12 protein-coding genes are annotated in these 19,095 nt (G+C 50.3%); 5 read left to right on the top strand and 7 right to left on the bottom strand.

Features of this window, described 5'->3' with window-relative positions; genetic code table 11:
- Nucleotides 1-78 precede the first annotated feature (78 nt).
- Together J3P35_RS11770 and J3P35_RS11775 are read left to right on the top strand one after the other, a co-directional pair.
- Nucleotides 79-2,505, top strand: coding sequence for an ABC transporter permease (locus tag J3P35_RS11770; protein ID WP_210464790.1), 2,427 nt, complete (start codon nucleotides 79-81; stop codon nucleotides 2,503-2,505).
- A gap of 238 nt (nucleotides 2,506-2,743) precedes the next feature.
- Nucleotides 2,744-2,998, top strand: a complete 255-nt coding sequence (locus J3P35_RS11775; RefSeq protein WP_210464791.1) for a hypothetical protein — start codon at nucleotides 2,744-2,746, stop codon at nucleotides 2,996-2,998.
- Between the two features lie 92 nt (nucleotides 2,999-3,090).
- Here J3P35_RS11775 and J3P35_RS11780 read toward each other — a convergent pair whose 3' ends face one another.
- The 4 genes from J3P35_RS11780 to J3P35_RS11795 all read right to left on the bottom strand — a co-directional run bounded on the left by J3P35_RS11780 (nucleotide 3,091) and on the right by J3P35_RS11795 (nucleotide 9,992).
- On the bottom strand, nucleotides 3,091-3,438 hold the full coding sequence (locus tag J3P35_RS11780) for a hypothetical protein (protein WP_210464792.1): 348 nt from the start codon (nucleotides 3,436-3,438) through the stop codon (nucleotides 3,091-3,093).
- 314 nt (nucleotides 3,439-3,752) lie between these two features.
- Nucleotides 3,753-6,227: a TonB-dependent receptor domain-containing protein gene (locus J3P35_RS11785; RefSeq protein WP_210464793.1), complete on the bottom strand. Its 2,475-nt coding sequence runs from the start codon at nucleotides 6,225-6,227 to the stop codon at nucleotides 3,753-3,755.
- A gap of 975 nt (nucleotides 6,228-7,202) precedes the next feature.
- The gene (locus tag J3P35_RS11790; protein WP_210464794.1) at nucleotides 7,203-9,614 is read right to left on the bottom strand and encodes a M56 family metallopeptidase; all 2,412 of its coding nucleotides are present in this window, start codon (nucleotides 9,612-9,614) and stop codon (nucleotides 7,203-7,205) included.
- A gap of 12 nt (nucleotides 9,615-9,626) precedes the next feature.
- The gene (locus tag J3P35_RS11795; protein WP_210464795.1) at nucleotides 9,627-9,992 is read right to left on the bottom strand and encodes a BlaI/MecI/CopY family transcriptional regulator; all 366 of its coding nucleotides are present in this window, start codon (nucleotides 9,990-9,992) and stop codon (nucleotides 9,627-9,629) included.
- A 389-nt stretch (nucleotides 9,993-10,381) separates the two neighbouring features.
- On the opposite strand from J3P35_RS11795, the gene corA reads away from it, so the two are divergent.
- Nucleotides 10,382-11,332 (top strand): magnesium/cobalt transporter CorA, encoded by a 951-nt coding sequence (corA, locus tag J3P35_RS11800; RefSeq protein ID WP_210464796.1) that lies wholly within the window; start codon nucleotides 10,382-10,384, stop codon nucleotides 11,330-11,332.
- Nucleotides 11,333-11,373: 41 nt separating this feature from the next.
- Here corA and J3P35_RS11805 read toward each other — a convergent pair whose 3' ends face one another.
- Nucleotides 11,374-12,138, bottom strand: a complete 765-nt coding sequence (locus tag J3P35_RS11805; RefSeq protein WP_210464797.1) for a hypothetical protein — start codon at nucleotides 12,136-12,138, stop codon at nucleotides 11,374-11,376.
- Nucleotides 12,139-12,382: 244 nt separating this feature from the next.
- On the opposite strand from J3P35_RS11805, the gene J3P35_RS11810 reads away from it, so the two are divergent.
- Both J3P35_RS11810 and J3P35_RS11815 read left to right on the top strand, forming a co-directional pair.
- On the top strand, nucleotides 12,383-13,144 hold the full coding sequence (locus J3P35_RS11810) for an SOS response-associated peptidase (RefSeq protein WP_210464798.1): 762 nt from the start codon (nucleotides 12,383-12,385) through the stop codon (nucleotides 13,142-13,144).
- 919 nt (nucleotides 13,145-14,063) lie between these two features.
- Nucleotides 14,064-15,968, top strand: coding sequence for a DEAD/DEAH box helicase (locus J3P35_RS11815; protein ID WP_210464799.1), 1,905 nt, complete (start codon nucleotides 14,064-14,066; stop codon nucleotides 15,966-15,968).
- A 952-nt stretch (nucleotides 15,969-16,920) separates the two neighbouring features.
- Here the strand turns inward: J3P35_RS11815 and J3P35_RS11820 are convergent.
- Both J3P35_RS11820 and J3P35_RS11825 read right to left on the bottom strand, forming a co-directional pair.
- Nucleotides 16,921-18,162: a BaiN/RdsA family NAD(P)/FAD-dependent oxidoreductase gene (locus tag J3P35_RS11820; protein ID WP_210464800.1), complete on the bottom strand. Its 1,242-nt coding sequence runs from the start codon at nucleotides 18,160-18,162 to the stop codon at nucleotides 16,921-16,923.
- Between the two features lie 72 nt (nucleotides 18,163-18,234).
- Nucleotides 18,235-19,056, bottom strand: coding sequence for an SDR family oxidoreductase (locus J3P35_RS11825; protein ID WP_210464801.1), 822 nt, complete (start codon nucleotides 19,054-19,056; stop codon nucleotides 18,235-18,237).
- Between the last annotated feature and the right edge of the window lie 39 nt (nucleotides 19,057-19,095).

A 19,095-nucleotide genomic window follows, 5' to 3' on the forward strand; every position in this document is an offset into this window, starting at 1 on the left:
TGGAAGGTAACAGAACTACCTCTACCTTTACTAACTCCTCTATATTTTCTTTACTAGACCTTTTGAAAGACCAGTTATATGTTCCAGAACTACTTTAAGATAGCCTATAGAAACCTCCTGCGGCACAAGGGTTTCAGCTTCATCAATATCGCCGGGTTGGCTTTAGGCCTGACGGCCTGCCTGCTGCTGGGTTTGTTTGTGTACGATGAACTGCAGTATGACAAATTTTTGCCAGAGGGAGACCGGGTTTACCGGGTCTACAACAATGTGACCTCTGAGGAATCTACCGACCAGATCACCTGTGTGCCGCCTATGTTTGGTACCACCATTCAGGAGAACTTCCCTGAGGCCGAGACGGTCCTGCGCATCATTATGCAGCCGTGGGAAGGAAAGAGCCTGGTGGAGTTTGGCGACAAGCGGATGTATGAAAAAGGCGGCTTGATTTCTGACCCTACTTTCTTCCAGGTGTTTCCGCTAAAGTTTATTTACGGCTCCCCGGAGAAAGCCCTTGATGATCCAACCTCGGTAGTGATCTCAGACAAGTTCGCTGACCGGGTGTTCGGGAATGTGGACCCAGTGGGCAAGAAAATCTCCATTGACAAGTCCTCCTTTCTGGTGAAGGGGGTATTTGAAAGCAACCCCAAGTTTCATATACCGGTTAACTTTGTGGTAAATCTGGCCATTATGCAGCTTGAGCCGGAACGCATGAAAAGCTGGGGTTGGCAACAGTTTTATACTTATGTTAAGTTGAAAAAAGGGACCGATGCCAATTTGCTGCAAACCAAGTTCAGGGCAGAGGTTAAAAAGCAGATAGACCCCGAGACCCATAAGCCGCACAACTATGAGCCGGTTTTCCAGCCTTTGAAGGAGGTGCACTTGTACTCGGCCAGTTTCAAGTTTGACCAGTCTTTACGCGGGAATATCACCTATGTGAAGGCGCTGAGCGTGATTGCCGTCTTCATCCTGGTCATCGCTTGCTTTAACTTCGTGAACCTTGCCACCGCCAAATCTTTGCAGCGGGCCAAGGAGGTGGGGGTACGCAAAACCATCGGCGCCAGCCGAGGCCAGCTCATGCTTCAGTTCCTGGGCGAGACCTTGCTGCTCACCTTCATCAGTGTGGTGTTCGCGGCCGCACTTACCTCGCTGCTGCTGCCTTCACTAAATGCCTTCACCGAGAAGGAAATGAGCTTCAATGTTTTCTCCAGTCCGGGTCTGTTGCTGTTGTTGCTTGGTCTTTTACTGATAGTAGGCATTCTGGCTGGACTGTACCCGGCCCTTGTGCTGGCGAACTTTAAACCGGTGAGCGTGCTCAAGGGCGGCCTGGCGAGTACGAATGGTCCGGGTAAAACGCCCTGGTTACGCCATAGCCTCATTGTGCTGCAGTTCTCCTTGTCTGTGTTCCTCATTATCTGCGCCGTGGTGGTGTACCAGCAGGTGAGTTTCCTGCACAACAAAGACCTGGGGTTCAACAAAGACCAGATCATGTTCTTTGAGATGCGGGGCAATAACATGTACCAGAACTATGAGACTTTTAAAACCGAGTTGCTGAAAAGCCCGGATATAGCGAGTGTCTCTATCGGGTACGGGTTTCCGGGCGATGCCACTGCCGGCGATGGCATCTACATCACCAAGGATGGCCAACGGGTGAACCATTCCATTACGCACCTGATGGTGGACTATGATTACATCAAAACCCTGGGGCTGGAAATGCAGGCGGGCCGCTGGCTATCAAAAGACCACCCAACCGACAAAGACGCCGCTTTCGTGATCAATGAAACCGCGGTAAAGGAACTGGGATTCGGGACCCCGGAGAAAGCCCTGGGTCAGAAAATGGAATGGCCTATCTGGGGAGCCACCCGGAAGGACTCCACCAAAAAAGGCGAGGTGATTGGCGTGGTGAAAGACTTCCATTTTAAGAGTCTTTTTGACAAAGTAGACCCCGCCATCCTGCAGATTTTCCCGGGCGCCAACTGGAAAGTGGCCGTGAAAATGAAAGGAGGTAATGTGGCCGGGGCCATCAACCACGTGAAAGCAGTTTGGGACAATTTCTCACCAGAGTACCCAGTGGAGTACAAGTTCATGGACGATAACTTTGAGGTGATGTACAAGGCTGAGGACAAGCTGAGAACGCTGCTCTGGATCTTTACCGGCATGGCCATTTTCGTAGGTTGCCTGGGACTGTTCGGGTTAGCGGCTTACGCAGCCGAGCGCCGGAAAAAGGAAATCGGCATCCGGAAAATCCTTGGAGCGGAGACTTCTTCCATTGTCACCCTGCTGTCCAAAGAGTTCCTGAAACTGGTATTGATTGCCGCGGTGATCGCCATGCCTTTGGCCTGGTACGCCATGAGCAAATGGCTCCAGGATTTCGCTTACCGCATTGATATTCCGCTATGGGTATTTGGGGCCGCAGTGATTTTGGCCGGCGTGGTTGCTTTCCTTACTGTCAGTTACCAAGCCCTCAGAGCCGCCACCCTCAACCCTGTGAAAAACCTCCGGATGGATTGATTTCGGTATTCCGTTTTTCTGATTCGCTCCAAATTCAAGGCTCCCGTGTTTTGAGTCTGTTTTCCAAATAACAGGCTTAAAGCGCGGGAGCTTTTTTAGGTGGCCTTCTCCTTATTTGCATTGAACCCCTAGGGCAGGTAGTACTTCTTTTAACCTTATCCGTACATCCTCAGAACAGCCGATGTTCTTCAACGCCTCGGCTTATAACGTAAGACAAGGTTCAACAAAAAGATAAACAATGGCAAAGGAAAGCAGAATTCTGAAAGCAATGTATGCCCTGGTGAAAGATCAGGAAAGTAAAACGGGCTGGCCAATAGATGCCGCAGCTATTTCCCAGCAAACCCCGGGACTTTCCCTGGGGGAGATTGAACAGGAAATGCGGGATCTGCAGGTGAAGAAACTGGTGCAGATTGACCACGCCCCAGACATGACCTTGTTCTGCCGCCTCACCGAAGCCGGGTTAGAAGAAGCTGAGAAAGCAGCCCGGCACTAAGCAAAAGCTTTTATTGAGCTGCTTTTATTCTAAATAGAGGCAGATGTAAACAAAACGGCCCTGAAACGAAGTAGGTGTTTTGGGGCCGTTTTCTATTGGAACGATTCCAGGGGAAGGGGCAATTCCTCGCCGGTCATCACGAAGAAGAAGTTCTGGAGTTGGTGCACGTATTCTACCGGGGCGCTGGTGGCAATGTAGCCGCCGTTGAAGACAATCTCCTTGTACTCGGGGTCAAGCGCCCACTGGCTTAGCTGCGGGAAGGTGAACTCGTGCTCCAGGGGGTTGTAAGAGGCACCAGATAGCCATTCCTCCGTGAGGGGCATAGGTTCAAAAGCCGACCCGTCGCCGCTCAGGATAGAAATCAATCTGGGAGCATCCAGGGCAACTGGTTTGCCCGCTTCCAGAATTATGTTGCCCAGCCGTAGTTCATTCGCAAACATGCTGCAATATAAGATTAAAACCTCTTTGGCCCTCTGACATTTGCAAGGCCGTGCTTGGAGGAACAGTATTGCCTCAGCCGCTCGCCGGTTTTAATTAAGTTGAAGAATACGATTAGGAAAACGGAAATAAGGGAATAAAGGTATTAGGGCTTGAAGAGATTGTTCTTGCTAAAGATGTAAGTCATTGTCGGTTTGAGAAATATGAGTGGTTATTTATCTCTAAATAATTTTTGAGGTTCTCCTTAATCCAATAAAACGCCTGCTTCTAAAAGAAAGTAGCAGGCGTTTTATTGGGTGTTTTTAGACTACTACCCCTAAGTGCGGTTTACTTCATCAATACTGTTTTGGCGTTTAGGATCAAATTTGGCGCCTCGGCTGAAATTGTACCGTAGGTTGATGCCTACGCTGCGCGCCCGGAAGTATTGGTCAAATTCATTGATGTTGCGGCCAATGGTTCCCACCTTGATGCGCTGACCTTTGAAGATGTCATTGGCATTCACGCTCAGGTCCAGCTTGTCATTCAGGAAGCTTTTCTTGAAACCCACGTTTACCCACCACTGGCTATATACCTCGTACAATCCGTAAGCGGCCGGACCCCGGTACCCAGCATTGATCTCCATTTTCAGTTTGGCCGGCAGCAGCAGGTTGTGGTTGGTCTGAAAGGAGTAGAACACCTGGTCATTAGTGGCTTTTTGTTCGCCTACCATGGTCATGTATTTGCTATAGGATACCAGTGCGGTATTCTGGGTGTCCCAGTTCTTCATGATCTTCACGGGCACGTTAGCGGTGAGGCTGAGGTTATGGCCATCATCCACGTTGCCGATGGTATAGATGGTGAGCGCCCGCTCTACATCCAGGATTGGGATCTCGGCCATCACGTCTCTGATCAGCTGGTAATTGGCTACCAATGAGTAATCTTTCTTGAAAGTTTGGGTTACCCCGAAAGCGTGGGTGTACTGGGGCCGCAGACCGGGATTTCCCTGCCAGTAGGTGTAAGGGTCACGGTAGGCGATGAACGGGTTCAGGTTCCCGTAGTTGGGGCGCTGCAGACGGCGGCTGTAGCTATAGTTGATCTGGTAGTTCTCACTCACCTTTTGTTGCAGGAACAAGCTGGGGAAGAAATCCAAGTATTCGCGTTTGTTCACCTGGTCATAGGTGAGGGACTCGCCCCGGGAAACGGTCTGCTCGGCTCGTAAACCCGCCTGAATGCTGTACCGCTCGCCTAACTTGCTGCTCCAGTTGGCATATAGTGCATAGATGTCCTCATCATAGATGAAATGGTTTGTGCGTCTGGGGTCCAGAATTAGAGCCTCTGAGTTGTTGAAGTAGAAGCGCGAGTCATTGTCTGAGGCTACCCGGCTGGCTTTGGCCCCGAACTCCACTTTGCGGCCCCTGGAGAACGGATGGCTGTAATCTACCTTCGCCGAGTAAATGTTGTAACCGTTGGGCGTATCGGTGTAAAGGAAGTCTATGCTGTCGCGCTTGGTGCCGGTGAGGTCAAAATAGTAGTTGTAGAAGTTGGCATCGCCGCGGTTCGTGATCCGCACAAAGTCCAGGTTCGCCGATAGGGTAGTGCCGGCGGTATCCAGTTTGCCCAGGTAGTGCAGGTTGGTGGTAAAGTTGGTGAACCGGTTGGTATTGTAATTTTTGGCATCTATGTACTGCGTGGCTGCATTAGGAGCCCCGCCTATGTACGTATCAGTAAGGAAGTCTCCGTGTAGTTTGTTTGTGTTGAAATAAGTCATGAAGCCGATGCTGTGCTTATCGTTCAGGCTATAATCGGTGCCCTGACGCACGGCCGGCGGACCCTGCACCTCGAAGTTCCCTGTAGCTACCTGATCAAAATACGTGGTGTTCTGCTCGCCGTAAAAAACACGGGTAAAAGTAGCTTCGCGACCGCCCACACGCCGGGCCACGTCCAGATTTAAAAACGAGTTCCAGGGTCCAGTTTTATAGTTGAAGGTACTGCCTAACGTGAAGCCCACCTGCTTGAAATTATACGTAGAGCCCCCGTAGACACTGCCGTTCATGCCCTGCACCTCATTCTTCCTTAAGTTAATGTTCAGAATACCAGAGGAGCCTTCCGCATCAAACTTCGCCGAGGGGTTGGTAATGATTTCAATGTTCTTGAGGTTCTCGGCGGGCATGCCCTCCAGCAAAGACCGCAAATCCCGCGCCGATAGGTACGTGAGTTTGCCGTCCAACATCACCGTCACGCCAGACCGGCCGTTGAGCTGGATGTTTCCTTCCTGGTCAATGAAAACGCCGGGTGCCCGGGTGAGTACGTCATAGGCGGTTCTACCGGCCGCCAGGGCAGTGCCCTGCACGCTCACCACCATTTTGTCGGCTTCCTGGGTAATGGTAGGCCTTAAACCCTGTACTGTGACCTCTTTCAACTTGGTAGCCGCTACCTTCAGCTTTATCGTGCCCACATGAACCTCAGGTTTCTGATCTGTGAGAACGATGTTGTGCCTGGAAACCGCCTCATACCCAATAAAGCTGAACGCTAGGTTGTATTCCCCGGCAGCTATCCCGGCAAAAGTGAAACGCCCTTGAGCATCGGTAAGGGTACCATCCAGCGAGGTGGTGGAACCTTTCCGCAGGAGAGAAACCGTAGTGTACTGCACTGGTTTTCCGGTTATGGAATCAGTCACCACTCCAGAAACTTTACCTAGGCTCTGGGCAGCAGCGGCAGGCGGGGTACCAGGATTGGTCTGCGCTTTCACCTCCACCAAAAAGTTTAGGCATAGGCATAGCAGCCCCATAAAAAAGAGGTATCTTTTTTTCATAAGCTAGAGTTGTAGTTTATTTAGATTTTGATGAGACCGGCTATTTGTATTCTAAAGACACCGGTTTATTTCATCAGTTGCATAGGCGCTAATATTTTTTTAGACAATTAGGGTAAGAGAGTTCTTTTTGGTGATTTAATGCTGGTTATATTTTCTAAAAGAATAAGTGCAAATAACTTGTCTTCTTGTTCTCGGGTTGTTTTATGAAAAAGAGGTATAAAGCTTAAAAACTGTATTGTGTTAAGATACTGTGATCCATTTTCATCTCTTTCTCTGGTTCAAGTCTGTGACTTGGACCTACCATGGTCTGCAGTTTGCAACTGCGGTGAGGCGTTAGCCTCAAACTACTATGGCAAGGGTTTACTTCCGTGACACTCTTTCTTCTGCCTATACTTCCTAATTCTTCCTTGCCAAGCCTCAGAACTGCAATGCGCTCTGCGGGCGTTTGTCACTTTTCTCCTTGATGAGAAAAGTAACCAAAAGAATCAAGAAGAAAAGAAACTCGCTGACGCTCAAACAGTCTTTTCTTCAGTAAGGGTACCACCCCGCTGCCGTCCTCTGTTCCATAGCTAATGCAGGCTAATACTGCTTGAACTGTCCCTGCTTGCGTCAGGCCGGGCCTCGGCCTCACTTTAGGCCTTTGCCCCTGCCTGCCGCAGGAAACAGATGATTGTGGTGCCTTTACGGGTTATCTGATCATGTAGAGACAAGGCACGCCTTGTCTCCAACGGGTCCTCCGCAATAACCGGCAGCTACCCGAAAGGACGTCCCCATGCAAAACCTCTATTTTCTTTGGTTATACCTTTAAGGAACGCCAACCCTTGTTGGTGTTACCACCAACAAGCACAATGCAGGTGCCCAATTAACGAAGTTAGCTTAGAAAACCAGCCTCTGCAAGCAGGTGTTTTAAGCCTAATTTATCAAAATCAGCCTCAAAACACCTGCCTGCATTTACTGCCATTAAACCTATTGCACTTAGTCGCGTTTTGATCTGCGGGCCATGCCCATAATCTTCACGTTGATGTATTCGTCCAGGGTTTTGAGGTTGTAGCCTTCCTGGCGGGCTTTTTTGATGAAGTCGCTGTTGACACCGTGGATTTTGGCTTCAATGGCTTTGTCCGCTGGCAGGTTTTTGAAACCGGCGTTGGCTAGATCATCCAAATAGGCTTTGTTGACGCCATGGATTCTCAGTTCCATGTACTTGTCTAAAGACAGGTCTTTGAAGCCGTAGGCTCTCAGCTCTTCTACGGCCTTGGCGTTCACCCCATGGATTTTAGCATCCACCACTTTGTCCAGGCTCAGGTTGTTGAACCCCGCTGATTTCAGGTCCTTCACGTAGGCGGCATTGATGCCGTGGATTTTCAGTTGGATGTATTTGTCCAGGGTAAAGTCGCCGAAGCCCATGGATTTCACTTCGGTCAGGTAAGAAGGAGTGATGCCGTGGATTTTAGCCTCAATGAGTTTGTCAATGGAAAGGTCATTGAACCCAGCTTTCCGGAGTCCGTCTGCGTAGGCCGGGGTTACGCCGTGGATTTTTGCTTCCATCATTTTGTCCATGGAAAGGTTTTTGAAGCCCATTTCCTGCAGTTGCTGCACATATTCCTGGGTGATGCCGTGGATTCTGGCGGAGATCACGTCTTCCATAGAAGGTTTCTTGTCGCTGTGTTTCTTGAACATAGCCAGGTAATTTTGGTAAGCGTCCATGGTGATGCCGTGGATGGCGATTTCCTGCAGGCGGTCACCGTCTACATCGTTATAGGTGGACTTCAGGAAATCGACGTACTTTTTGTTCACATCCCCCAGGAAAAGGTGGAAAAGGAAGTTATCCTCAGGGTTGGCAATGCCTTTCTTGAACAGGTAATCTCTGAAATTATCATCCTGCGTGAAGACGTATTTGCCCTGGCTTACCTCCTCAGAAAGGTTGCCGGTTAGTTTCAGCGTGCCTGCATCGCGGGTGATCTGGTACACGTTGTCGCCTTGTTTGGTGAAGGCGTTTTTAGGGTAGCACCGGGAAATGTTCCAGTTAGAGGTATTGGTTTTGCCTCTCAGGTCCAGGCAGTACTCGTTTTGGTTGGCATGGCCGTACCAGAAACCTTCAGTCATATCGGCGCTGCCGATGATGTTCATTCGGTTCCGGAACCTGGGTGGTGCGGGAAGGATGTTGCCCGGATTGTCTGCTTCCAGGACAGATTCAGCGGCCTGCGGATTGCCGGGATGCGGCGGCAGGTTTTCATCTGCCAGGATGGATTTTTGTCCGCCGGGGAGCGGCGAGGGTTCTGCCTCAGGACTGCTTAGAGGTGCTGGGTCAGATGATAATAAAGGAACCTGCGGCAATCTGCTGGCCACGGTGGAATAGGCGTCAGAAACGTCTTCCAGAATGGTTTGACTGGTGGCGGGCTTGTTCAACAACAGCAGCGTCCCGAAGACCATCGGCGCCAGGAAGGTGTATTTCCAAAAGGCATGCGGGGTAGATTTCTTGGCGTTCATCATGAATATGCGTTGTTTGAGAAGTGACTGGTTATAGTTGGTGGTGATGGAAAGCGGTTTGTTGGGGCAGGCAATCTGCAGCAGGTTGAACTGGTACTGGGTTTTACTTACCTCTTCTTTCTCCAGCAGCAGGGCATCTGTCTGGTACTCCAGGTTCTTTTCAACCTCTTTTTTGAAATACCACATGAAAGGGTTGAACCACAGCAGGATAACAGCCACCTCGGCTAAAAGTAGGTCTAGGGTGTGGTTCTGCCGCACATGTATTTTCTCGTGCGCGATGATCTGCTCATAGGTCTCAAAGTCATAGTCGTCTGGGTGGATGAAGATGTATTTGAAGAAGGAGCAGGGGGCTTGTTTGCTTTCTACATTCACAATCACGTAGTCGCCGTCTTCAATGCGGTCCTGGCTACGAATGGCTTTCAAGAGGGTACCCGCGATCTGGAACAGTAGGTTGAGTCCGCAGACCGCCACCCCGAACAGGTACAGCAACACGAGCCAGAAAACCCAGGTGGTGGGTGCTTCAACCTCGGCGGTAGGAGTGGTAGCCGTTACAACCGGTTGTCTTGGGCTGAGTACCTCCTCGGGTGCAGTTTCCCGGTTGGGAGCCAGGTTTTCTTTCCCGGTGCTTAACCTGTTTTGAGCCTGATTTTCAGATTTCGGGCGCAAAACAGAGGCGGCTTCAGCCTCGGCTGTCTGGGTCACTTTAAGCGCTTCGGAGATAAACCCCTGGTTGTCTACCAGTTTAGGTAGCGTGACAAAAGGTAGGGCAAATGCCAGCGTGATGCCGCACAGCAGGTACATCCGATTGGTGGAGAAAAAGCTTTCCTGCTGCAGCACCGTTTTGTAGAACAGGAAAACCACGCCAATCACGAAAGAAACTTTGAGGAGGTATTCTATCATGGCTTTCAGGGTTTAGGATGATTTCTTGGATTTGATGATCTGGATAAGCTCGTCTAACTCAGCATCAGAGAGGTTTTCCTCCTTCGCAAAATGGGTGATCATCTTGGAGAAAGAATTCCCGAAGTACTTCTGCTTAATGCTGGCCACATCCTGGGTACGGTACTCAGCCAGGGGCACCAGCGGCGTGTACTGCAGGGTGTTGCCTACTTTCTCTGAGCGCAGGAAGCCTTTTTCGTCCAGGATCTTCACCATAGTGGCCACGGTGTTGTAGTGCGGTTTTGGTTCTGGCAGCGCGTCAATGATATCCTTGATGAAGGCTTTCTCTAACCGCCAAATGATCTGCATGATCTGCTCTTCCCTTTTCCCTAGTTTCTGCATAATGGTAATTGTTTAATCAATACTACTAATAAGTTAGGAGAACTCCTAATGAATTAGTAGAAAAACTATTGCAGTAGGAGAGCAGATGTACTGAATGTCCTTGGAGGCACTTTTATCCTGGAAAAAAGAGGTTTCCCTATTCAGTGAATGGCCTTTGGCGTAGAAGAGGGCAAGCCTGCAGAAGACAATGACCTACTTCTTGTTGCGGGTGAGAATAAAGGCAACTGTACTCTTCAGTGAATTGCTTAAAAAGACCCTTAAATCAGCTTTTTTAAAGCAATTGCAGAGGTGACAGATAGTAGGCATGCAAACAATATTCTATAAGTTTGCATGCGTAATAGAACCGGGTTTGGGCTTGGCAGGCGCGGGTTAAATCTAGGAAAGCAGAGATGATTAGAGGCTTCTATATAAAAGGGGGAGAGATACATTGGGAGAAAAACCCAGAGAGCTTCCATGACCCGGAGAAAGGGCGCATTATCTGGATAGACCTGCAATCGCCCACCGACCATGAGCAGCGCCTGGTGGAGGAGGAGTTTGGCATTGAGTTCTTCACCCAGCAGGAGGCCGCCGAGATTGAGAGTTCCTCGCGTTACTTTGAGGATGATAACATCTTTGAGGCCAACAGTGCCTTTGTCATGCACCAGGAGGGTTCCTACATCACCCGCCAGGTTTCTTTTATCCTGAAGAACGAGATACTGTTCACCCTGCGGCGCACCGAGATGAAGTCCTTTGGGGAGACGGTGCGCAAGATGAAGACCTTCCGGAGCACCACCACCAAGGCCATTCAGATCTGGCTTCTGCTACTGGAAACCCAGATTGACTATGACGCCGACTTTATTGAGTTGCTCACCCGCACCACCAACGTGGTGAGTAAACGCCTGGTGAAAGAGCAGTCCATTGAGGAGGAAATCCTGATCAGGATTACGGAGCTCCAGGAAAATACCATCCTTATCAGGGAAAGCATCGTGGATAAGCAGCGCCTGGTATCCTCACTCTTACGTAGCTACGCCGTGGATGAACCCGAGAAAGAACGTCTGCGCACCATCATCAAAGACATTAACTCGCTTTTGCAGCATACTCAGTTCAGCTTTGAGCGTCTGGAGTACCTGCAGAACACATTCCTTGGTTTGGTGAACATTGAGCAAAACCAGGTCATCAAGATCTTCACGGTAATGACCGTGGTGTTTATGCCACCCACCTTGATTGCCAGCATCTACGGCATGAACTTCAAAGTAATGCCGGAGTTGGAATGGGTAGGAGGGTACCCGTTTGCTTTGATTATGATGGTGATCTCCTCGCTGGCGTTCCTGTGGTACTTCAAGCGGAAGAAGTGGCTGTAAAACGTCTTGGGTGAACGGCTTGAGGAGAAAGTAACAAAAGGTTAACCGTACTCCTCAAAGTCATCTTCTCCATAAAAGTCATCGTCTTCATAATCCTCCTCAGGTAAGTCGTCCTCCGGTTCTTCCTGGCCATAACCTTCCGGAAGCAATTGCTGGATGAGTTCCTGGTGGCTGGGTTCGTAAATCAGTTCGCCTCTAAGCAGGAACCTGTTGGCGTTCATCATTACCTCGTAAATAGGCGTGTGGATGTGCTTCGGGATTTTAAAGATACGTTCGTCGCGTTTCTCAAAAGGAGTGGGCACTTTGGCGTCGTACAGGAAGGGGAGCAGCGTTTTGGAACAGCTCAGCGCGATGCGGTGAATTTCATGGTCCTCAAAGTAGTCCTGCAGCCGCCCGTTGATGTTCTCGAAGAACTCCGCCGTATCGCCCAGCCGCACCCGGGAGCCCGCGCGTGATTTGCCCTTCGTCTTCAGGTATTTAATCTGGCTCTTGCCCTGCTTCTTCCGGACCATGTAAGACCGGAACACTTTGTGGTTCAGGTTCACGCCGTTTCTAAATAATCCCATCGCGCAGTTACCCGCCTGAATGAGCAGGATCACGTACTGTACCGGCTTGTCTGTACTGGGGGTGAGATCCTGCTTCAAAGGCGGCAGGGTGATGGGCAGCCTGAAAAACACCTGTTCATCTCCTTTGGCGTCTACAAGATTCACCCGGTGCTTTTCATAGTCATAGGTGGCCCGTAAAGCCAAGTCCTTTATATTCTGCAACACCTGCGCAGCGGCATCTCGGGAGACAAATTGGTTCATAGAAACGTTAAACGGAATTCCTGAACCACGAAGATGCACAATGTTTGGCTAAGCCTGGAGTGCTAATGGTTTTTTGGGGTTTCTTCTCGCCTCTGTTTTGTTTAAAGCCTGATTTTATATAATTAGCCCTTAAACAAAATTCCTTGGATGGCAGGAAGGTACGTGCTTGTAAGATCTCCTGCTTTGCCAATGCACCCGCAAAAGCGTATATTTCCTTATCTGTTGAGCCTTAAACCCAAAGCTTATGTGTGGCCGATACTCAGTGAGCAAGAAGAAAGTACCCCAGGAACACCGGTTTTCCTCCAAATTGGAAGGACTGGTGTTTGAGCCGAATTTTGATGCCCGGCCTTCCCAGAAACTGCCGGTCATCATCCCCGATGCCGAGAAAGCAATCATGGCTACCTGGGCCTCGCCGGAGAAAGAACCAGATGGCAAGCCTACCTTACCCTTCAATGTAAGGCAAGAAAATCTGCTGCGCATTCCGCGGTTTCGGGCGCTGTTGCCCCACCACCGGTGCATCATCCCCATTGACGGATTCTTCGAATGGAAAGAACTGGAGGAAGAACCAGAAGAACCCACGCCTTCTCCGCTGCCCGATCTTGGCTTAGACTTGTTTGGCAACCCCATCAGAAGCAAAGAGGAAAAAAGCCGGGCCAAGAAAACCAAGCCTCACAAACAGAAATACCGGTTCACACTTAAAAACGAGGAGCCTTTCGGGTTGGCCGGTCTATGGCGTGAGAGCCTGCTCCCCGATACCGATGAACTGGTCCCTTACTTCAGTATCATCACCACCCAGGCCAATAGCGCCGTCATGCCTTACCACGACCGCATGCCCGTTATCCTCTCGCCCCAAAGCGAGGACATCTGGCTCAACAACCGCTTGCAGGAACGCCAATGGTATGAAGTGCTGCAACCTTATGATCCCTACCAGATGCGGGTGATGGCCATTGATGAACGGGAGAGTATTTTAGGGAATTATGTAGCGCCAGCGCTGAATTCAAGATAAGCTCCAGAGTTATTATTTTAATGGTGCTTTGTGGATTTAAGGCTCTAAACGGAAATCTACTTTTGGAGAGAGTCTTTCTTTTGATGGGTTAGGAGGATGATTACACAAGAAGATCTCTTCTGCTGATTTCTCCTTTGTCGCTAGGTTGTTTTGTGGTGCATGCGTAGTCTGCTTGTGCTAGCGTGGGGCCGCTGTTTGCGTGGGTTCATAAACTGGGTTGTTTCATCGCTACTCTCCGTGCGCTCACGGCCGCGAGGCCCCGCCTTCCGGCCTCGCGCTGCGCCAGCTTCCTTTGCTCCCTAAAGGTCGCAATGCCTTCGGCACCGGAACCTGACAAGGCGCTCCACCGAAAGGCTGGAAAAAGGGAATTCGCCAGCAGGAACGCCTCAGACCTCGCAGCGTCCGGAGGTCCTGCGAGCGTCTTCTATTTATAACATGGTTCAAGTCTGTAACTTGGACCTAAAATGACCGGCAGTTTGCAACTGCCGTGAGGCAATAGCCTTAAAAGCATACTTTTCCGTAGCTGCAACTTAAGCATAAGACCAAAGTTGTTTAATCTGGCATTGCCCCTGTAATAGGAGTGATTATCCAAGCAGATCCTTCCATTCCTTTTCAAAGCCAGCAAACTAATCCCATTTTTCTGCCCAATTTTCAGTAAAAAGCCATAATATATGATATCAATAAAATAGGCCTTCAACTTTTTGCGTTATATTGGCCGGTTTCTTTTATATATTAGGACGTGACTATTTTTTTACGTACCTTTGCACCACAATACACGCCGAGACTCCGTTTGGTCTCATTTTTGGCAATAAGGCACTTCTCAAGCAATCCTCTGTGCGGATTCCCGCAACGAAATCTTGATAAATGACGAATACCCTAGGGCAGGTGTATTGCATTTATATATCATACATAATAATTGATGGAAAGAATTAAATTCCAGGAGCTTCCTCTATCGGAAGAAATCCAGCGTGCGATCGTGGATTTAGGTTACGAAGAAGCTTCCCCCATCCAGACCGCCGCTATTCCGGTGTTGCTGGAAGGTCGTGACGTTATTGGTCAGGCCCAGACAGGTACCGGTAAAACGGCTGCTTTCGCTATCCCTACCATTGAGGCCATTGACCCAAACAACCGCGACGTGCAGGCTCTGATCCTGTGCCCCACCCGCGAGTTGGCCATTCAGGTATCGGAAGAGATCCAAAAACTGGTTAAATACAAAAAAGGCATCAGCGTAGTGCCTATCTATGGTGGTCAGCCCTATGAGCGCCAGTTACGCGCCCTCAAACAAGGGGTACAGATCGTGATCGGGACGCCCGGCCGCGTGATGGACCATATTGAGCGGGGAACCCTGCAGTTGGAGAACACCAAGAAGATCATTCTTGATGAGGCCGACGAAATGCTGGACATGGGTTTCAGAGAGGACATTGAGTTCGTGCTGAGCCACATGCCGGAAGATCGTCAGACCATCTTCTTCTCTGCTACTATGAGTAAGCCCATCATGGAGCTGACGCGCAAGTACCAGACCAACCCAGAGGTGGTGAAGGTGACCCAGCAGCAGCTGACCGTGACCAACATTGAGCAGATCTACTTTGAAGTACGCAGCGGCGGCAAGATGGAAGTAACCACTCGCCTCATTGACATGTACAATTTCAAAGTGGTGATCATCTTCTGTAATACCAAACGCATGGTAGACGAGCTGGTGAGCAACCTGCAGGCCCGTGGCTACTTCGCCGATGGTTTGCATGGAGACCTGAACCAGAACCAGCGGAACAACGTGATGACCAAGTTCAAAGCGGGTACCCTGGAAATCCTGGTTGCCACTGACGTAGCTGCCCGCGGTATTGACGTGGACAACGTGGAGGCCGTGATCAACTATGACCTACCGCAGGACGAAGAAAACTATGTACACCGCATAGGGCGTACTGGCCGTGCCGGTAAATCAGGAAAAGCGTTCTCATTTGTAGCGGGTCGTGACCTGTACAAACTGCGTGACATTGAGCGTTTCACCAAAGCCAAGATCGTTCGTCAGAACGTTCCTACCTATGAAGACGTGGCCGAAGTGCGCACCACCTTGGTGTTGGATCAGGTGAAAGAAGTTATTCAAAAAGGTGGGTTGTCTAAGCACATCCTTAAAATTGAGCGTCTTGTGGATCAGGATTTCACCACCATTGACATTGCCGCGGCTTTGTTGAAACTGGTGATGAAAGACACCAAGAACAAAGAAAAGAGCGCCGAGGCCGCTGAAGGCAAAGGTGGTCCTAAACCAGGTTTCGACCGTCTGTTCGTGACTCTGGGCAAGAAAGACCGTCTGCACCCCAAAGACCTGGTAGATATCCTCACCGATAACACCAGCATCCCGGGCGGCAAAGTAGGTGACATTGACCTGTATGACCGTTTCAGCTTCATTGAGGTACCAACCGAGTACACTTCTGAGATCCTGGAGCGCTTAGCGGTTACTGAAATCAACGGCATGACCGTGAAGTTCCAGAAAGCCGAGAAGAAAAACATGGATCCAGCTGAAGGTGGCCGTGAGCTGCAGGAACTGGAAGACCGTCCTAGAAAGAAATTCTACGATGGACCTTTCAACCGCGGTGGCGGAGACCGTGACCGTGGTGGCGACCGCGGAGGAAGCAGAGGCGGCTACGGCGGAGACCGTGGTGGCGATCGTGGCGGCCGTTCTTACGGTGGCGACAGAGACCGCGGTGGCGACCGTGGCGGAAGAAGCTACGGTGGCGGTGACCGCGGTGGCAGAAGCTTCGGCGGAGGAGACCGTGACCGCGGTAACAGCGGTGGCGGCTTCCGGGAAAGAAAAAGAAGAGATTTCTAAAAATATTTTCCCAATACTGTAACCTTGGCTACAGACCCTCCGTTTAAATGAGGGACAGAGCTTAAAAGTTAATAAAGGGTTTAGTATCTGTTTTAAAAAAATCGCGGTCCAGAAGAGACCGCGATTTTTTTTTTGCCCCTACCTCAATGTTTTAGAGCAGGTTTTAGGAAAATAGCCTCTAAACAGGATTAGATTAGTATAAGCAAAAGGTTGAGGTTAGATCAAGCGTATACTTTGTGGTTATTAGTGAAAACACCAAAAATAGCAGGCAGGATATAAAGATTGCCGAACAACGATAATATAGGGCACCTCTCATGGGTGCCCTTTTTTGTTGGTTCAGTTGGTAGCGGGATGAACTGTGGGAGACAAGGCGGTGCCTAGTCTCTACAATTTCTGGTAATGTTAGAAGGCGAGAACCAGTTGGTGAAAACATCTTTCTTTGCCGTACCAAGGGAAAAGACGCTGGAAAAACGTGAGTGCCGGGAAAAGCTATGGAACTGAAAAAGAGCAGGCTAGATGTGTTTATGAGAGTAGTACCTCACGGCAGTTCCAAACTGCCGGTCATTTTGGGTCCAAGTCACAGACTTGAACCATGTCAAAAATAGAAGACCTCACCGGTTTTCAAAACCTGTGAGGTCTGGAGCGTTCCTGCCGGTGCATTCCCAACTCCAGCCTTTCGGTGGAGCGCCTTGTCAGGTTCCGGTGCCGACAGGCATTGCGACCGAAGGAAGCAAAGGAAGCTGGCGCAGCGCGAGGCCGGAAGGCGGGGCCCCGCGGCCGTGAGCGCACGGAGCCTAGCGATGCAACAACCAAGCTTATGAACCTACGCTAACAGCGGCCCTTCGCCAGCACAAGCGGACTACAAGTCCAGAAATGCCTTTAGTGAAAAGACTGTGTAAGAAATTAAGCTAGAAAAGAATAAAGCTCCGCCTAACAAAACTCAAAAGGTAACCTAAGCTGCTTGCGCCATCGCCTTTCCGGCAAGGTAACCTCCAGTCCAAGCCGCCTGAAAGTTAAACCCACCGGTAATCCCATCAATATCCACGACTTCGCCCGCGAAGAAAAGTCCAGGAACCAGGCGGCTTTCCATCCGTTCCAAATAAAGTTCTTCCAACTTAATACCGCCACTGGTCACAAACTCCTCTTTGAAAGTAGTCTTTCCCTTCACCTCAAAAGGCGTGCGGAGCAAAAGCTCAATCAACTTGTTTTGCGCTTTACCCGCCAGTTCAGACCATTTCACCGCCTCAGGGACCTCAGCCAATTCGCAGAGTCGTTGCCAAAGCCGGTTGGGGAGGTTGAAAAGCGCGTTGGTGAACACGGTTTTTCTAGGGGAGTTCTGACGTTGCTGTAGGATCTGCTGGCGCACCTGATCCTCGGTAAAATCCGGTACCCAGTTCACCAGGGCAGTGCCGGTGTAAGCCAGGCCGTGCATGACCTTAGCGCCCCAGGCCGAGAACCGCAATACCGCCGGACCGCTCAGGCCCCAGTGGGTGATGAGCAAAGGTCCTTCGGTCTCCAGTTTCTGACCCGTGAGTTTAACTTTCGCCTTAGGCACGGACACTCCCTGCAAGTCTTTGAAAGGAGAGGAGGGAACGTTTAGGGTAAATAGCGAAGGAACCGGTGACTCAATGGTATGGCCTAGTTTCTGGAGCCACTCGTAATTTTCTGGTTTGGGATTGCCGCCAGTAGCTACCAATATTCTGGAGGCTGTAATGCTTTCGCCATTACTCAGTTGCAGAACAAACTTTTTGTGCGGAAGGCCTTCTTCTTGTACCTGGATCTCGTTCACTCCCAGACCAGTCCTTATTTCCACCCCCGCTTTCCTGGCCGATTGAACCAGGCAGTCCACGATGGTTTCTGAAGAGTTTGACTGGGGAAACATGCGGCCATCGGCTTCGGTTTTGAGTTTCACCCCACGGTTCTCAAACCAGGTCACAGTGTCTTGCGCGCCAAAGGAAGGCAGCAGTTTTTTCAGAGCTTTCTGGCCCCTGGGGTAGTGCAAGGAAAAAGCGGAGGTCTGGAAACAGGCATGGGTCACGTTGCAGCGTCCGCCACCAGAAACCCGCACCTTTGAAAGCAGCTTAGTTGTCTTTTCCAGTAAAATAACCCGCAGGTGGGGGTTGGCCTCGGCACAGGTAATGGCCCCGAAAAAACCTGCCGCGCCTCCTCCAATAATGACAACTGTCTCTTGCATCTATTTTTCGCTTACTTCTACAAAATTAGACAAAAAACGGCACGCATTAGTTTAAGCCAGACAGCCTGAATGCTAAAAGTTAGGGGCTGAAAGGCAATCCAGTGGATCTGGGAACAAGAAAGTATAATTTAATACCTGCCGGATAAAATCACTGTTGATGATCTTGAATTTTTCCTTACCCTGGGAGGCAAAAGAAGGAGGAGTTAGGCCCAGTTGCCGAGCGGCTTGGGTGTAGAATTCTTCCCGGGTGGGATGTTCCGGCGCGCAGGCATTGAAGGTAAATCCCCATTTCTCTTGTTGGATGATTCCCAGGAGCAGGCCCACGCAATCTGCCAGGTGGATCATGTTAACCGGGCCATTTGGCTGCGGAACCTCGGTTTTACCAGCCAGGAACCGGCCGGGGTGCCGGGAACAGCCCATCAACCCCCCAAAACGTACTATCGTGGAATCAGCGAAGGATTGCTGCACCAGGAACTCGCATCGGAGCATCAGTGATGCTGCGTCAGATGAGGCCACAGCATCCGCTTCTTTCACCTCGCGGTTCAGGTCTGGGTACACCGAGGTGGAAGAGACAAAAATCATTTTTAAGGAAGCCGGCGCCGCGACCAAGACCTTTTGCAGGAGGTCTTCATAAGAACTTTGTTCACTGGCAGATCGGGAAGGCGGAAGGTTGAAAACCAGGACATCAGTAGCTAAGAAATCCTGCAGATCCGTTTTAGAGCTGTTTTCGGGAAAAGAGAGCAAAAACGGCTCAATTCCGGCGGACCGGAGCACCTCTACTTTGGCTGGCGTGGTGGTGGAGCCTTTCACCTGATGGCCTTGTTTCACCAGTTCCTGGGCCAAAGGGAGACCCAGCCAGCCGCAGCCCATCACACTGATTCTTTTCTTTTCCATGCCGCAAAGAACGCTTGAAATGACCAGCACCGCAACAAA

The organism is Rufibacter roseolus (genome assembly GCF_017916365.1).
GTDB classification, from domain to species: Bacteria; Bacteroidota; Bacteroidia; order Cytophagales; family Hymenobacteraceae; genus Nibribacter; species Nibribacter roseolus.

Bases quoted from the DNA above. Each gene is read 5' to 3' on its own strand.
- J3P35_RS11770 (WP_210464790.1), top strand. From the start codon at position 79: ATGTTCCAGAACTACTTTAAGATAGCCTATAGAAACCTCCTGCGGCAC.
- J3P35_RS11775 (WP_210464791.1), top strand. From the start codon at position 2,744: ATGGCAAAGGAAAGCAGAATTCTGAAAGCAATGTATGCCCTGGTGAAA.
- J3P35_RS11780 (WP_210464792.1), bottom strand. From the start codon at position 3,438: ATGTTTGCGAATGAACTACGGCTGGGCAACATAATTCTGGAAGCGGGC.
- J3P35_RS11785 (WP_210464793.1), bottom strand. From the start codon at position 6,227: ATGAAAAAAAGATACCTCTTTTTTATGGGGCTGCTATGCCTATGCCTA.
- J3P35_RS11790 (WP_210464794.1), bottom strand. From the start codon at position 9,614: ATGATAGAATACCTCCTCAAAGTTTCTTTCGTGATTGGCGTGGTTTTC.
- J3P35_RS11795 (WP_210464795.1), bottom strand. From the start codon at position 9,992: ATGCAGAAACTAGGGAAAAGGGAAGAGCAGATCATGCAGATCATTTGG.
- corA (WP_210464796.1), top strand. From the start codon at position 10,382: ATGATTAGAGGCTTCTATATAAAAGGGGGAGAGATACATTGGGAGAAA.
- J3P35_RS11805 (WP_210464797.1), bottom strand. From the start codon at position 12,138: ATGAACCAATTTGTCTCCCGAGATGCCGCTGCGCAGGTGTTGCAGAAT.
- J3P35_RS11810 (WP_210464798.1), top strand. From the start codon at position 12,383: ATGTGTGGCCGATACTCAGTGAGCAAGAAGAAAGTACCCCAGGAACAC.
- J3P35_RS11815 (WP_210464799.1), top strand. From the start codon at position 14,064: ATGGAAAGAATTAAATTCCAGGAGCTTCCTCTATCGGAAGAAATCCAG.
- J3P35_RS11820 (WP_210464800.1), bottom strand. From the start codon at position 18,162: ATGCAAGAGACAGTTGTCATTATTGGAGGAGGCGCGGCAGGTTTTTTC.
- J3P35_RS11825 (WP_210464801.1), bottom strand. From the start codon at position 19,056: ATGGAAAAGAAAAGAATCAGTGTGATGGGCTGCGGCTGGCTGGGTCTC.